Below are 15,171 nucleotides of genomic sequence, written 5' to 3' on the forward strand. Positions count from 1 at the left end.
GGCTCCTCCGCCCAGGCCCGCGCCGCCGGCTCCGCCGGGCGCACGCGCCCCGCGCGCCGGCGCGAACGGTAGCGCGGCGGCACCACGCGCTCCGCCCACCCCGGCACCCGGGGCGTGAACCGGGGCAACAGCAGCGCCACCAGGCCCACCCCGGAGAGCACCACCACCAGCGGCACCACCCAGGCGTTGGCGCCCACCGAGTAGCCCACCGCGCCGAAGGCCACCAGCGCCGACCAGAAGTACATGATCAGCACCGCGCGGCTCTGCGAGTGCCCGATCTCCAGCAGCCGGTGGTGCAGGTGCCCCCGGTCGGCGGCGAACGGGGAACGCCCGTTCCAGGTGCGCCGGACGATCGCCAACACCAGGTCCAGGAACGGCAGCACGATGATCGTCAGCGGCAGCAGCAGCGGCATGTAGACGGGGACCATCTCGGTGACCGCGCTCCGCTCCGAGCCGGTGAACAGGCGCATCGCGTCCGGGTCGACCTGCCCGGTGACGGAGACCGCGCCGGCCGCCAGCACCAGGCCCAGCAGCATCGATCCCGAGTCGCCCATGAAGATCCTCGCGGGATGCACGTTGTGCGGCAGGAAGCCCAGGCACATCCCGATCAGCACGGCCGCGAACAGGGTCGCGGGGGCCGCCGACTCGATGCCGTAGCCGTACCAGATGCGGTACGCGTACAGGAAGAACGCGGAGGCCGCCACGCACACCATGCCGGCGGCCAGCCCGTCCAGGCCGTCCACGAAGTTGACCGCGTTGATGGTGATCACCACGATCGCCACCGTCAGCAGGGTGGACTGCATCGGGGTCAGCGCCACCATGCCGACGCCGGGCACCGGCAGCCACAGCACCGTCAGGCCCTGGAGCACCATCACCCCGGCGGCGACCATCTGGAGGCCCAGCTTGACCAGGGCGTCCACCCCGTACCGGTCGTCCAGCACGCCAACCAGCCAGATCAGCGCGGCCCCCGAGAGCAGCGCCCTGGGCTCGTCGGAGAGCCGGAACACCTGGCCCACGTTGGTGAGTTGGGAGGCGACCAGCAGCCCGGCGCAGAGTCCGCCGAACATCGCGATGCCGCCCAGCCTCGGCGTCGGCTCGCGGTGCACGTCCCTGGCCCTGATCGCGGTCATCGCGCCCCAGGCGATGGCGAACTTCCGCACCGGCCCGGAAAGCAGGTAGGTGACGGCCGCCGTGACACAGAGCGTCAGCAGGTATTCGCGCACAAGCTGCCCCAGAGGTCTCGCTGGACTACCGCGCAACACCCTCTCATGTCGCACGCCCATCAACCGCGCCCCGGAAGGCGGTTATCGGCCTCGTCCCAGGCTAGGTCGTGGCGCCCCAGGCCCTCCACGGAGAGGGGCGGGGCGTCGTCTCCCGGCCGTCAGACCGCCGCGTTCCCCATGTCCCGGCCGCGCGCCGGCACGCCGGTCAGCGCCGTGACCACCGGGTCGAGCGCCGTCCTGATCTCCTCCCCCACGCTGCGGAAGTACGGCAGCGGCGCGCCATAGGGGTCCTGCACCTCGTCCGCCTCCACGCTCGGCGCCAGCAGCCAGCCGCGCAGCGCCGCCGCCGCGCGGGCCAGCGCCCTGGCGCGGTCCACCAGCGCCTCGGGGGTGCCGGCCACCGGCAGGGTCGCCAGGTCGATGGCGCGCACCAGCCGCGTGAACTCCTTCAACGTGAACGTCCGCAGCCCGGCGGAGTGCCCCATCGAGATCACCTGCGCGCGGTGGTCCCGGGTCGCGGTGAGCACCAGGTCGGCCCTTATCACGTGCTCGTCGAGCAGCTCGCGCCCGAAGAACCCGCCCGGGTCCGCGCCGTACTCGGCCAGCAGCGCGGCGGCGTGCTCCTCCATGGGCGCGCCCTCGTGCCCCCAGGTGCCGGCCGACTCCACCACCACGCTGCTGGCGCCGTCGCCGAGCCGCTCGACCAGCGCCTGCCGGGTGAGACGTTCGGTGATCGGGGAACGGCACACGTTCCCCGTGCTGACGTGCAGGATGCGGAACACCGGCGTCTCCAGGGCCGGTTGGGCGAAGGCGTCGGGCGCGGCTATGCCCGGGTCGGGAGGGCCCTCAGCGGAGGCCGTCAATGCGCGGTCTCCAGATCGGGTACGACCTTGCGCAGCTCCTCCTCGCTCACCGCCCCGGCGCGCAGCAGCACCGGCACCTCTCCGGTGACGTCGACGATCGAGGACGGCACGCTGTCCGGCGTCGGGCCGCCGTCGAGGTAGACGGCCACCGAGTCGCCGAGCATCTCGCGGGCGGCGTCGCAGGTCTGCGGGGCGGGCTGGCCGGTGAGGTTGGCGCTGGAGACGGCCATCGGGCCGACGTCCTTGAGCAGTTCGATGGCGACCGGGTGCAGCGGCATCCGCACGGCGACCGTGCCCCGGGTCTCCCCCAGGTCCCAGGTGAGCGACGGCTGGTGGCGCGCGACCAGGGTCAGGGCGCCGGGCCAGAAGGCGTCCACCAACTCCCAGGCCAGCTCGGAGAAGTCCGTCACGAGCCCGTGCAGCGTGGTCGGCGAGCCGACCAGCACCGGCGAGGGCACGCCACGGCCCCGGCCCTTGGCGGCCAGCAGGTCCGCCACCGCGTCCGCGCTGAAGGCGTCGGCCCCGACGCCGTAGACCGTGTCGGTCGGCAGGACGACCAGGTCGCCCCGGCGCACGGCGGAGGCCGCCTCGCGCAGCCCGTGCCTGCGGTCGACCTCGTCCGCGCAGTCGTAACGCCGTGCCATCACAGTTGCTCCTCTCGCGATGCGCGACCGCCGGTCATCGGGCCACCCGCCGGGCGGTGGCGAACCGGGGGCGGTTGTTGAGGTCGGGGTGGTCGGCCGCGTCCGCCCATCCCCGGTCCTCGGTGAAGATCCACGGGACCTGGCCGCCCTGGGTGTCGGCGTGCTCGACGACCACCATCCCGCCGGGGCGCAGCAGCCGGTGCGCCGCCCGCTCCAGGCCACGGATGGTGTCGAGGCCGTCCTCGCCGGAGAACAGGGCGAGTTCGGGGTCGTGGTCCCGCGCCTCGGGCGCCACGTTCTCCCACTCGCCGAGCGGGATGTAGGGCGGGTTGGAGATCACCAGGTCGACCTGGCCGGACAGCTCCGGCAGCGCCTCGCGGGCGTCGCCGTGGTGCAGCACCACCCGGCTGCCCTCGACGTTGCGCTGCGCCCAGGCCAGCGCGCGCTCGTCCAGCTCCACGGCGTGCACCCGGGAACGGGGCACCTCCTGGGCCAGGGCGAGCGCGATCGCGCCGGAGCCGGTGCACAGGTCCACGATCAACGGCTCCGCCACGTCCATCGCACGGACCGCGTCTATCGCCCAGCCGACCACCGACTCGGTCTCCGGCCTGGGCACGAAGACGCCGGGCCCCACCTGGAGTTCGAGGTAACGGAAGAACGCGCGCCCGGTGATGTGCTGGAGCGGCTCCCTGGCCTCGCGGCGGGCCACCGCCTCCCAGTAGCGGGCGTCGAACTCGGCGTCGGGCACCGAGTGCAGCCGGGAACGCTCGGTGTCGTGCACATGTGCGGCCAGCTCCTCGGCGTCGAACCGGGGCGAGGGAACGCCCGCGTCGGCCAGCCGCTGGGTCGCCCTGGCCACCTCGGCCAGCAGCACGGAACGGGCCCCCTGCGCGGGCGCCGCGCCGGCCCCGGAACCGGAGAGACCGGAGGGACCAGCGGAACCGGAGGAACCCGAGGAAGAAGCAGCCGCAGTCACATCGCCCACCCTACGTTCACTGCGCGGCGGCCAGCTTGGCCGCCGAATCGGCGTCCACACACGCCTGGATCACCGCGTCCAGCTCGCCGTCGAGCACGCGGTCGAGGTTATACGCCTTGTAGCCCACCCGGTGGTCGGAGATCCGGTTCTCCGGGTAGTTGTAGGTCCGCACGCGTTCGGAGCGGTCCACCGTGCGCACCTGGCTGCGGCGCGCGTCCGACGCCTCCCGGTCGGCCTCCTCCTGCGCGGCGGCCAGCAGCCGCGCGCGCAGGATGCGCAGCGCCTGCTCCTTGTTCTGGAGCTGGCTCTTCTCGTTCTGGCAGGAGACCACGATGCCGGTGGGCAGGTGGGTGAGGCGGACGGCGGAGTCGGTGGTGTTCACGGACTGCCCGCCGGGCCCCGAGGAACGGTAGACGTCGACGCGCAGGTCGTTCTGGTTGATCTCCACCTCGACGTCCTCCGCCTCAGGCAGCACCAGCACGCCGGCGGCCGAGGTGTGGATGCGGCCCTGCGACTCGGTGGCCGGAACGCGCTGCACCCGGTGCACCCCGCCCTCGTACTTCAGGCGCGCCCACACGCCCTGGCCGGGCTCGACGCTGCCCCGGCTCTTGACCGCGACCGAAACGTCCTTGTAGCCGCCGAGGTCGGACTCGTTGCCGTCGATGATCTCGGTCTGCCAGCCGACCCGCTCCGCGTAGCGCAGGTACATCCGCAGCAGGTCGCCGGCGAACAGCGCGGACTCGTCGCCGCCCTCGCCGGCCTTGATCTCCAGGATGACGTCCTTGTCGTCGCTCGGGTCGCGGGGCACGAGCAGCAGCCGCAGCTCGTCGGTCAGCTCGTCCCTGCGGGCCGCCAGGCTCTTCACCTCGGCCGCGAACTCCGGGTCCTCGGCGGCCAGTTCACGTGCCGTCTCGATGTCGTCCCCGGTCCGCAGCCACTGCTGGTAGGCCCGCACGATCGGCGTCAGCTCGGCGTAGCGCCGGCCGTAGCGACGGACGGCGGCCTGGTCGGCGTGGACCGAGGGGTCGGCGAGCCGTCGTTCGAGGTCGGCGTGCTCGCCGATCAGTTCCTCGACGGCCTCGAACATGATGGGTCGCTCCTGGAGAAGAAGAGTGGCTGGAGAGGACGTGGGTGCCGGGGAACGCTGATCCGGAACGGTCATCCGGGGACGCGAAAGGCGCCGGTCCGGCCGCCGTGATGCGCGGCCGGCCGACGCCGACGGGGTCGCTACTTGCGGGCCGACCCGGCGTTCTTGCCGAAGCGCGCCTCGAACCTGGCAACCCGACCACCGGTGTCGAGGATCTTCTGCTTGCCGGTGTAGAAGGGGTGGCACTCCGAGCAGATGTCGGCGCGGATGCTGCCGCCGCCGACCGTGCTGCGGGTGGTGAACGACGCGCCACAGGTGCAGCTGACCTGGGTCTCGACGTACTCCGGGTGAATGTCGCGCTTCAAGGCTTCTCCTAGGGTTCGGGAGGGCCGCCGGGTCGGCGCGCGGGATGCGCTCCGTGAACCGGGACCGACGCTCCAGTCTGCCAGCACTGGCACGTGACGACCAAAACGGGGTCCCCCCGGCGGATATTCCCCCGGGGAACCGGGCCGACCGGGCCCCGGACGATCAGCCCTGGATGATGAGGTCGTCCCCGCCGCCCTCCTCGGCGGCCGAGTCCCTGACCGCCGAGCGCGGCACCGGACGGTCGTCCCGCAGCGCCGCCCACACCTGCTGGGACTGCTCACGCAGCGGCGCGACCCGGTTCGGGTCCTCCGGGTCGTACCCGACGGGCAACGTCACCATCTGGATCGCGTCCGGCTTCACGTCCCTGAGGGTGCGCGCCAGGCTCACCAGCTTGGAGACCGAGGCCAGGTCCGAGTCCGTGGTCAACGCGGAGGTCGCGGTGTCGGCGAGGTCGTAGAGCCGCTTGGGGTTGCCCAGCAGGTCCACGCCGTCGATCTGCCCCATCAGGGCCTGGAGGAACGAGTGTTGGAGCTGGATGCGGCTGAGGTCGCTGCCGTCCCCGACGGCCTTCCTGGTGCGCACCAGCGCCAGGGACTCCCGGCCGCTGAGCGTGTGCGTGCCGGCGGCCAGCCGCAGATGGCTGTCGTGGTCCTCTATCGGCTGCGTCGTGGTGACCTCGACCCCGCCCAGGGTGTCGACCAGCCGCGCGAACCCGTCGAAGTCCACCTCAAGGTAGTGGTCCATCCGCAGCCCGGTGAGCGCCTCCACGGTCTTGACCGCGCAGACCGGCCCGCCGATCCCGTACGCCTCGTTGAACATGGTCCGCTCCGCCGCCGGCGCCGTCCCGCCGCCGTCGATCCGCTCGCACTCGGGGCGCGGGACCATCGTGTCCCGGGGAATGGAGACCACGCTCGCGGCGTCGTGCTCCTCGTTGACGTGCACGATCATCGCGGTGTCGGAACGGGCCTCCCCGTCCGGGTCGTCCCCGCCGTAGCCGCCGTTCTCGCCGCTCCGGGTGTCGGAGCCGAGCACCAGCAGGTCGAGCGAGCCGTTGTCACTGTCCTTGGGGCGATCCTCGCCGAGGGCTCCCTCGATGTCGATGTGGGAGATGTTCCCGTCGAGCTTGAGGTAGAGCACGGTGCCGCCCACGCCGAGCAGCAGCGCGAGCGCGAGCGTGGTGATCAACGTCACCCGGACCAGGCGGCGACGGAGCAGTGGCGTGGGCCGATCGGACGGCTCCTCCTGGCCGGAAACCGCCGCTGGCCCTTCGCCCGAAGGAGGGACCATTCACCCATTGTGCCCTGGTACGCGGTGTGCTGCTTCTCGAGGTTCTCCGCCCCACCCGCCCGCCCCTCCTGCCTGCGGCCCTCCCGGGGCGCCGGTGCCCGGGGCGCAACCCGACCCGCAGGCACGGACCGGCGCCTCCGAAGCGCCGCAGGCAAGAGGGGGTGGGCGGGTGGGGAAAGAACCGGGCCGGCCCCGGAAACGCCGCAGGCACGGGCCGACGTCACGGCAGCGCCGCAGGCAAAGGGGCGGGTGGGTGGGGCAGAGAAACCCCACCCACCCGCGGCAAGCGACTAGCTAGTCCCCGTTCCCCGGCGTCGGCGTCGTCTTCTGGATCTGCATCAGGAACTCGGCGTTGGACTTCGTCTTCTTCATCCGGTCCAGCAGCAGCTCCATCGCCTGCTGCTGGTCGAGCGCGTGCAGCACCCGCCGCAGCTTCCAGACGATGGCCAGCTCCTCGGAGCCCATGAGGATCTCCTCCTTCCGGGTCGCGGAGGCGTCCACGTCCACGGCGGGGAAGATCCGCTTCTCGGCGAGCTTCCGGTCGAGCTTCAGCTCCATGTTGCCGGTGCCCTTGAACTCCTCGAAGATCACCTCGTCCATCCGCGAGCCGGTCTCGACCAGCGCGGTGGCGAGGATGGTCAGCGAGCCGCCGTCCTCGATGTTCCGCGCGGCGCCGAAGAACTTCTTCGGCGGGTAGAGCGCGGCGGAGTCCACACCGCCGGAGAGGATGCGCCCGGAGGCGGGGGCCGCCAGGTTGTAGGCGCGGCCCAGGCGGGTGAGGTTGTCGAGCAACACGACCACGTCGTGGCCGAGTTCGACCAGTCGCTTCGCCCGCTCGATGGCCAGCTCGGCGATGGTGGTGTGGTCCTCCGACGGCCGGTCGAAGGTCGAGGAGATGACCTCGCCCTTGACCGCTCGCTGCACGTCGGTGACCTCTTCGGGTCGCTCGTCGACCAGCACGACCATCAGGTGGCACTCGGGGTTGTTGTGCGTGATGGCGTTCGCGATCATCTGCATGATCGTGGTCTTGCCGGTCCTCGGCGGGGCCACGATCAGGCCGCGCTGGCCCTTACCGATCGGCGTGATCAGGTCGATGATGCGGGTCAGCAGGGCGCCGGGGTCGGTCTCCAGGCGGAGCCGGTCCTGCGGGTAGAGCGGGGTGAGCTTGTTGAACTCCGGCCTGCCACGGCCGGCGTCGACGCTCATGCCGTTCACCGAGTCGAGGCGGACCAGGGCGTTGAACTTCTCCCTGCGCTCGCCGTCGCGCGGCTGTCGCACCGCGCCGGTGACGTGGTCGCCCTTGCGCAGGCCGTTCTTGCGGACCTGGGCGAGGGAGACATAGACGTCGTTGGGGCCCGGCAGGTAGCCGGAGGTGCGCACGAACGCGTAGTTGTCGAGGATGTCGAGGATGCCCGCGACGGGGATCAGCACGTCGTCGTCGCTGATCTGCGGCTCGGCGACCTCGTCGCGCCCGCGCCGGCCCCGGCGGTCCCGGTAGCGGCCGCGCCGGCCGCGCCGGCCGCCCTCGAAGTCGTCGTCGCGGTTGTTGTCCCGGTCGCGGTTGCTGTCGCGGTCCCGGCCGCCGTCCTTGTCGCGGTTGCGGCCGCCGCCCTGGTTGTTCTGGCCGCCGCCCTGGCCGTTCTGCCCCTGGCGGTCGCCGCCCTGGTTCTGGCCCTGGCGCTCGCCCTTGCCACGGCGTTCGCGCTTGCCCTGTCGGTCGGCCTGGCCGTCGCCCTTGCCGCCGTCGTTCCTGCCGTTCTCGCCCTTGCCCTCGTCCCGGCCGGACTCGGCCCTGGCGTCGGTGCCCCTGCCCTCGGAGGCGCGGGTCGCCCGGCGCTCCTTCTCGGTGGGCTCGGCCGTGGCCTTCGGCTCGGCGGCGGGCTCGGCGGCCTTGCGCTCGGCGGCCCTGGCCGCCTTCGGCGCCTCGGCCTGCTGGCCGTTCTCGGCGGGCTGGCCGGGGATCTCGATCTGGCCCTGCTGCTGGCCCTCCTCGCCGGTGCGGGCCCGGGAGGTGGCGCGGCGCTTGGGCTTCTCGGCGGACGGCGCGGACTCCGCCGGCGCCGTGCCCTGGCCGCCGGAACCGGCGGCCTGCTTCTCCTTGATCACCTCGATCAACTGGCTCTTGCGCATCCGCGCGGTGCCCCTGATCCCCAGCTGGGAGGCGACCTGCTGCAGTTCAGCCAGGACCATCCCGTCGAGGCCGGTACCGGAACGCCGGCGGCGGGGAGCGGCGGAGGCGGCGGGAGCGTCCGTGGCGGACGCGGTGGCAGCACCGGAAGTCTTGTCGGCGCTGTCGGCACTCACGCCCATCAGATCGGTGGTGTCGCTCACTAAGGGTCCTTCCCTGGAGCGGACGTCGGCCTGTCTGGCTCGGCGACCGGTCGTGCTGTCCGGCTGCGGCCCCTTCACGGTGGACCGGCCGGTGCGGTAAACCCGCCTGTTCGATCACGGCGGAAGATCAATGCGTGGTGGTGCGGGGGGATCGACGAGACACGTCGAAGGAACGTTGAACCGTCGAACCGACGCACCGGTTCCGGAGCGTGCTCGGCGCTACCAGGCAGGCTGCTCAGGCAGATGAGGGAGGCTCCCGGAAGAAGAGCGGTCCCAGAAGGTGGGACCCCGGATTCCGCACGCATTCTGTGTGACGCCCGACAGAACGGTACGTGCGGACTTGAGATTAACACTACCGGATGCTGCCTTCATTCCCCCTCTCTGTCGTTCTTCACTCGCTTTTCCCCGGGAACGCCCGCGTGGGCGCCCCGTTCTCCGGCCGTCGCGCGCTCGGTCGCCAGGGGCGAGCGGCTCATGCGGCGGCGCCGGCCAGCGGGAGCACGCAGGCGCCCGCCGTGTCCAGGGACAGCCGGTTGGCCGTCCATCCGTCCCCCGCCAGCAGGGCGGACTTGTCGGCCTGGCTCTCGTCGGCGAGCGCGAGCACCGTCGGTCCTGCCCCCGAGATCACGGCCGGTACGCCCTCGGCGCGCAACCGGCCCACCAGGTCCATGCTCTCGGGCATCGCCGGCGCGCGATAGTCCTGGTGCAGCCGGTCCTCGGTGGCGGGCAGCAGCAGTTCGGGGCGCCTGGTCAGCGCCTCCACGAGCAGTGCGGCGCGGCCGGCGTTGGCCGCCGCGTCGGCGTGCGGAACGGCGCGCGGCAGCAGGCCGCGCGCGGTCTCGGTCGCCAACGGGCGGGCGGGCACGAAGACCAGGGGAACGACGCTCGCGGCCGGCTCCATGCGGATGGCGCGCACGGCCCCCGACTCGCCCCAGGCCAGGGTGAATCCGCCGAGCAGACAGGCCGCCACGTTGTCCGGGTGGCCCTCGATCTCGGCGGCCAGCTCCAGCAGCGCGACATCGTCCAACTTGGCCTCGCCGCCGGTCGTCACGGCCCGGGCCGCGACCAGCCCGGCGCAGATCGCGGCCGAGGAGGAGCCCAGACCACGGCCGTGCGGCACGCGGTTGGCGCAGACGATCTCAAGTCCCCTGGGCTGTCCGCCCAATGCGTCGAACGCGGTGCGCAACGTCCGCACCAGCAGGTTGGATTCGTCGCGCGGCACGGTGTCGGCGCCCTCGCCCGCGATGTCCAGGTGCAGCCCGGAGTCCGCGACCCTGACCACGACGTCGTCGTAGAGGCCGAGCGCCAGGCCCAGCGCGTCGAAGCCGGGGCCGAGGTTGGCGCTGGTGGCGGGCACACGGACGCGGACGGCGGCGGCGCGGAAGGCGGGATGGGCCATCGCTCGATGACTCTCCTTGGTGAGATGTGCGGCACGTGTCCCCTGCGGACGCGCGGCACGAGGGGGGACACGAGGCGCCACGTCGGATGTGAACCCGCTCGGGCGCGACGGCCACGAGCGGTGGACCGCTCCGGGACGAATACCAGCCTATCGAAGGAAGGTTCAGACGCGATACAGGGCGGTGCGGTGTCGTGGCCGTCGCGCGGCGCGGAGCGTCGGGCGGACGGCGGAACGGGGTCCTCGGCGGGCGGTGCGGGCGGCCGTCAGGCGAGGCCGAGCCGCTCGGCGGCGGCGTCGGCGTCGACCGGGACGACGACCGGCCGCGGCGCCCCGGCGACCGCCCAGTCCGGGTCCTTGAGGCCGTTGCCGGTGACCGTGCAGACCACGCGCTGGCCACGGTCGAGGCGGCCGGACTCGGCGGCCTTCAGCAGTCCCGCGACCGAGGCGGCCGAGGCCGGCTCGACGAAGACGCCCTCGCGGGAGGCCAACAGCCGGTAGGCGGACAGGATCTGACGGTCGGTCACCTCGTCGATGAGGCCGCCGGACGCGTCCCGCGCGGACTCGGCCTGGGCCCAGGAGGCGGGGTTGCCGATGCGGATGGCGGTGGCGATGGTGGTCGGGTCCTTGACCGGCTCGCCGCGCACGATGGGGGCTGAGCCGCTGGCCTGGAAGCCCCACATCCGGGGGGTGTGGGTGGCCGGGCCCTCGGCCGCGTACTCCTGGTAGCCCTTCCAATAGGCCGTGATGTTCCCGGCGTTGCCCACCGGCAGCACATGGATGTCGGGGGCGTCGCCGAGCCGGTCGACGACCTCGAAGGCGGCGGTCTTCTGGCCCTCGATGCGGGACGGGTTGACCGAGTTGACCAGCGCCACCGGGTACTTCTCGGAGAGGCCACGGGCCAGGGTCAGGCAGTCGTCGAAGTTGCCGTCGACCTGGAGGATGCGGGAGCCGTGGACCAGCGCCTGGCCCATCTTGCCGAGCGCGATCTTGCCCTGGGGCACCAGCACCGCGCAGACCATGCCGGCGCGCACGGCGTAGGCGGCGGCCGAGGCGGAGGTGTTGCCGGTGGAGGCGCAGATGACGGCCTGCGCGCCGGCCTCCTTGGCGTGCGAGATGGCCATGGTCATCCCACGGTCCTTGAACGAGCCCGTCGGGTTGGCGCCCTCGACCTTGAGGTACACCTCGCAGCCGGTGCGCTCGGAGAGCGTCTCGGCGGCGACCAAGGGGGTGCCGCCCTCGCCCAGGGTGACCACCGGGGTCCGCTCGGTGACCGGGAGCCGGTCGCGGTACTCCTCGATCACCCCGCGCCACTGGCCGCTGGTGCGGGGCTCGGCGGATGCGTTCATGCCCATCTCATGTCCTTCTGCTCGCCCCGGGGGATGTGCCCGCAGGGTGCCTTCCGCTGTGCACGGTCTCGCACGCTCACTCGCCCTCGACGCGCATGATGCTGGCCACACCGTGCACCGTGTCCAGCTCGCGCAGGGCGTCGACCGTGGCGCCGAGCGCCGCGTCGGGTGCCCGGTGGGTGACGACGACCAGTTGGGCCTCGCCGTCCTTGCCGGTCTGCCGCACCGTGTCGATGGAGACCCCGTGGTCGGCGAAGACCATCGCGCACTGCGCCAGCACGCCCGGTTTGTCCATCACGTCGAGGCTGATGTGGTACCGCGTGACGACCTCGCCCATCGGGCTGACCGGCAGCCGCGCGTACGTCGACTCGCCGGGGCCACGGCCGCCGGTGAGCCGGTTGCGGCAGGCGGCCACCAGGTCGCCGAGCACGGCGGACGCGGTGGGCGCGCCGCCGGCGCCCGGGCCGTAGAACATCAACTGCCCGGCGGAGTCGGCCTCGACGAAGACCGCGTTGTACGCCTCGCGCACCGAGGCCAGCGGGTGGGTGAGCGGGATCATCGCCGGGTGCACCCGGGCGGTCACCGACCGTCCGTCCTGGGCGCGTTCGCAGATGGCCAGCAGCTTGACGGTGCAGCCCATCGCCCGCGCGCTGGCGATGTCGGAGGCGGTGACCTCGGTGATCCCCTGGCGGTGCACGTCGTCGAGGCGCACCCGGGAGTGGAAGGCGATGCCGGCCAGGATCGCGGCCTTGGCCGCCGCGTCGAAGCCCTCGACGTCGGCCGTCGGGTCGGCCTCGGCGTAGCCGAGCGCTGAGGCCTCGGCGAGCGCCTCGCCGTAGCCGGCGCCGGTGGACTCCATGCGGTCCAGGATGAAGTTGGTGGTGCCGTTGACGATGCCCAGCACCCGGTTGACGCGGTCGCCGGCCAGCGACTCGCGCAGCGGCCTCAGCAGCGGGATCGCGCCGGCCACGGCGGCCTCGAAGTAGAGGTCCACGCCGTGCCGTTCGGCCGCCGCGTGCCGCGCCGGGCCGTCCTGGGCCAGCAGCGCCTTGTTGGCGGTGACCACGCTGGCGCCGTGCGCGAAGGCGCTGTCGATCAGCGAACGGGCGGGCTCGATCCCGCCGATCAGCTCGACGACCACGTCGATGTCGCCCGAGGCGACCAGCCCCGCCGCGTCCGTGGTGATCAGCTCCGGCGGCACCTCGCCGCGCGCGCGGTCGGGCCGGCGCACCGCGACGCCCGCCAGCTCGACGGGGGCGCCGATGCGCGCCGCCATGTCGTCCGCCTGCGTCAGCATCAGCCGGGCCACCTGGGAGCCGACCACGCCGCAGCCAAGCAGCGCCACCCTCAACGGACGCGACGGACGAGTGCGCACCATTCGACCCAGCCTTTCAGCTCACTCGGAACTATCAGTCTCACGCACGGGCGGCGGACCGCCCCACCACGTTCACCATGCGGACGCCGTCGATCAGGAAGTGATCGGCCGGCGGTCGGCTCCCGGTCGGTGAACGATCAACGGGCCGCCGCCCACGTTCCCCGTCGAACGTTCCCGGCCCACCCGGTCAGCCTCGTTCTCAGCCCACGTCGAGTCGGAGCAGGTCCTCCTCCGTCTCCCTGCGGATGAGCAGGCCGGCCATCCCGCCGGCCACCGCGACCACGGGCGGGCGCGGCGTGTGGTTGTAGTTGCTGGCCATCGAGCGGCAGTAGGCGCCGGTGGCCGGCACGGCGATCAGGTCGCCCGGGGCCAGGTCCGACGGGAGATAGGCGTCCCGCACCACGATGTCACCGCTCTCGCAGTGCTTGCCCACCACCCGCACCAGCAGCGGCGGGGCGGCCGAGGCGCGGGAGACCAGCGCCACCGTGTACTCGGCGTCGTAGAGCGCGGTCCTGATGTTGTCCGACATCCCGCCGTCCACGCTCACATAGGTGCGCAGGCCCTCCAGCGGCTTGACCGTTCCCACCTCGTAGAGGGTGAACGCGGTCGGGCCGACGATCGCCCGGCCCGGCTCGACCGACAGGCGGGGCAGCGCCAGCCCCGCGGCCTCACACTCGCGGGTGACGATGTCCCGCAGCGCCTTGGCGATCTGGTGCGGCTCGGCCGGGTCGTCGTCCGAGGTGTAGGCGATGCCGAGGCCGCCGCCGAGGTCGATCTCGGGCAGCTCGACGCCGTGCCGGTCGCGGACCGTGCGCAGCAGGCCGACGACGCGGCGCGCCGAGACCTCGAAGCCGGCCATGTCGAAGATCTGCGAGCCGATGTGGGAGTGCAGGCCGATCAGTTCGAGGCTGTCGGCGGCCAGCACCCGGCGCACCGCCTCCAGCGCCGAGCCGTCGGCCAGCGCCAGGCCGAACTTCTGGTCCTCGTGCGCGGTCGCGATGAACTCGTGGGTGTGCGCCTCGACGCCGACCGTCACCCGAATCTGCACCCGCTGCCGCATCCCGTGCCGGCGGGCGGACTCGGCGACCCGCTCGATCTCCTGGAACGAGTCCAGCACCACCCGGCCGACGCCGGCGGCCACCGCGCGGTCGATCTCGGCGACGGACTTGTTGTTGCCGTGCAGGGCGATCCGCTCGGGCGGCATCCCGCCGGCCAGCGCGGTGGCCAGCTCGCCGCCGGTGCAGACGTCGAGGTTGAGGCCCTCCTCGCGCAGCCAGCGCACCACGGCGCGGGAGAGGAACGCCTTGCCGGCGTAGAAGACGTCGGCGTCCGGCGCGAACGCGTCCCGCCAGGCGCGGCAGCGGGCGCGGAAGTCGGCCTCGTCCAGCACGAACGCCGGGGTGCCGAACTCCTCGGCCAGCGCGCGGACATCGAGCCCGCCGACGGTCACCACGCCGTCGGCGTCACGGTGCACGGTGCGTGCCCATACCTTGGGGTCCAGGGCGTTGAGGTCGACCGGAGGCGCGGAATAGTGGCCCTCGGGCAGCACGTCGGCATGGCGGGGGCCTGCGGGGTGGGCGGAACGACTCATGGTGTGACTTTCCTCGGATCTGGCGGCCGGCACCTCACGACGGGTGGCCCACCGCGTGGTCCACCGGGGTGCCCCTGCGGATGCTCACAGCCGCTCGGGAGCGCTGATGCCCAGGGCGTGCAGGCCGTCGGCGAGCACCGTTCCGGTGGCCTGGGCGAGGGCCAGCCGGGCGCGGTGGACGGCCCCGGGTTTCTCGTCCCCGACGGGGAGCGTGGGGCGCAGCGCCTCGACGGTCAGCAGGGCGTCGGCGATGGCCGTCAGCCGGGGCGCCGGGCGGCCGCCGTCCCCGAGCGCGGTCAACAGCTCGCGTTCGGCGGGGAGTTGGAGCGGGGCGGCGCCGGGCTCCGGGGGCACGTCGAGCGCCTCGGCCGCGCGGGCCAGGCCGGCGCAGCGGGCGCGGGCGTAGCGCACCAGGAAGAGCGGGTTCTCCTCGCGCTGCACGAGCAGCGCCCCGTGCGGGTCGCCGCCGGCGACGGCCGCCCAGCGGGCGGCGTCCAGCGCCGGGTCCTCGGGCAGGCTGGGCGCGGGGGGCGCGGCGAGTATCGCGCGCAGGAAGGCGGCCTCGGCGTCGTCGGCGAGCGCGATGGTCAGGAAGCCGCCGCCGGTCACGTTCACCTCGGCGACCCCGGGCTCGGCCGCCAGCCGGCGGCGCAGCAGCCGGGCGACCTCGGGCGCCGGCAGCC

Annotated in this window: 13 protein-coding genes; all 13 read right to left on the reverse strand. The window is 73.0% G+C overall.

Annotated features, from left to right (window positions below; genetic code table 11):
- Positions 1-1,223, reverse strand: a 1,223-nt coding sequence (locus tag EBN88_RS22130) for an MraY family glycosyltransferase (RefSeq protein WP_199742443.1), incomplete at its 3' end; no start/stop codon positions are given.
- A 158-nt stretch (positions 1,224-1,381) separates the two neighbouring features.
- Positions 1,382-2,086, reverse strand: coding sequence for an arsenate reductase/protein-tyrosine-phosphatase family protein (locus EBN88_RS22135; RefSeq protein ID WP_122185667.1), 705 nt, complete (start codon positions 2,084-2,086; stop codon positions 1,382-1,384).
- Complete coding sequence (locus tag EBN88_RS22140; RefSeq protein WP_122185668.1) at positions 2,083-2,730, reverse strand: L-threonylcarbamoyladenylate synthase; 648 nt, start codon at positions 2,728-2,730, stop codon at positions 2,083-2,085. The genes EBN88_RS22135 and EBN88_RS22140 overlap by 4 nt, the downstream gene beginning before the upstream one ends.
- A gap of 34 nt (positions 2,731-2,764) precedes the next feature.
- A complete protein-coding gene (gene prmC, locus EBN88_RS22145) occupies positions 2,765-3,604 on the reverse strand; it encodes a peptide chain release factor N(5)-glutamine methyltransferase (protein ID WP_122185669.1) in 840 nt (279 codons plus the stop codon).
- A 118-nt stretch (positions 3,605-3,722) separates the two neighbouring features.
- The gene (gene prfA / locus EBN88_RS22150; RefSeq protein WP_122185670.1) at positions 3,723-4,793 is read right to left on the reverse strand and encodes a peptide chain release factor 1; all 1,071 of its coding nucleotides are present in this window, start codon (positions 4,791-4,793) and stop codon (positions 3,723-3,725) included.
- Between the two features lie 140 nt (positions 4,794-4,933).
- On the reverse strand, positions 4,934-5,158 hold the full coding sequence (gene rpmE / locus EBN88_RS22155; protein ID WP_122185671.1) for a 50S ribosomal protein L31: 225 nt from the start codon (positions 5,156-5,158) through the stop codon (positions 4,934-4,936).
- 163 nt (positions 5,159-5,321) lie between these two features.
- Positions 5,322-6,446 carry an LCP family protein gene (locus tag EBN88_RS22160; RefSeq protein ID WP_122185672.1) on the reverse strand — a complete coding sequence of 375 codons (1,125 nt, stop codon included), beginning with the start codon at positions 6,444-6,446 and terminating at the stop codon, positions 5,322-5,324.
- Positions 6,447-6,740: 294 nt separating this feature from the next.
- Positions 6,741-8,777, reverse strand: coding sequence for a transcription termination factor Rho (gene rho, locus EBN88_RS22165; protein WP_122185673.1), 2,037 nt, complete (start codon positions 8,775-8,777; stop codon positions 6,741-6,743).
- 472 nt (positions 8,778-9,249) lie between these two features.
- The gene (thrB, locus tag EBN88_RS22170) at positions 9,250-10,176 is read right to left on the reverse strand and encodes a homoserine kinase (protein ID WP_122185674.1); all 927 of its coding nucleotides are present in this window, start codon (positions 10,174-10,176) and stop codon (positions 9,250-9,252) included.
- A 263-nt stretch (positions 10,177-10,439) separates the two neighbouring features.
- Positions 10,440-11,522, reverse strand: coding sequence for a threonine synthase (thrC, locus tag EBN88_RS22175; protein ID WP_122185678.1), 1,083 nt, complete (start codon positions 11,520-11,522; stop codon positions 10,440-10,442).
- Between the two features lie 76 nt (positions 11,523-11,598).
- Positions 11,599-12,900, reverse strand: a complete 1,302-nt coding sequence (locus EBN88_RS22180; RefSeq protein ID WP_122185675.1) for a homoserine dehydrogenase — start codon at positions 12,898-12,900, stop codon at positions 11,599-11,601.
- Positions 12,901-13,096: 196 nt separating this feature from the next.
- The gene (gene lysA, locus EBN88_RS22185; RefSeq protein ID WP_122185676.1) at positions 13,097-14,488 is read right to left on the reverse strand and encodes a diaminopimelate decarboxylase; all 1,392 of its coding nucleotides are present in this window, start codon (positions 14,486-14,488) and stop codon (positions 13,097-13,099) included.
- 84 nt (positions 14,489-14,572) lie between these two features.
- Positions 14,573-15,171: DALR anticodon-binding domain-containing protein (locus tag EBN88_RS22190; protein ID WP_158621487.1), on the reverse strand; the 599-nt coding region annotated here is incomplete at its 5' end.

Source organism: Streptomyces triticirhizae (assembly GCF_003696235.1).
In the GTDB taxonomy this organism is placed as follows: domain Bacteria; phylum Actinomycetota; class Actinomycetes; order Streptomycetales; family Streptomycetaceae; genus Streptomyces; species Streptomyces triticirhizae.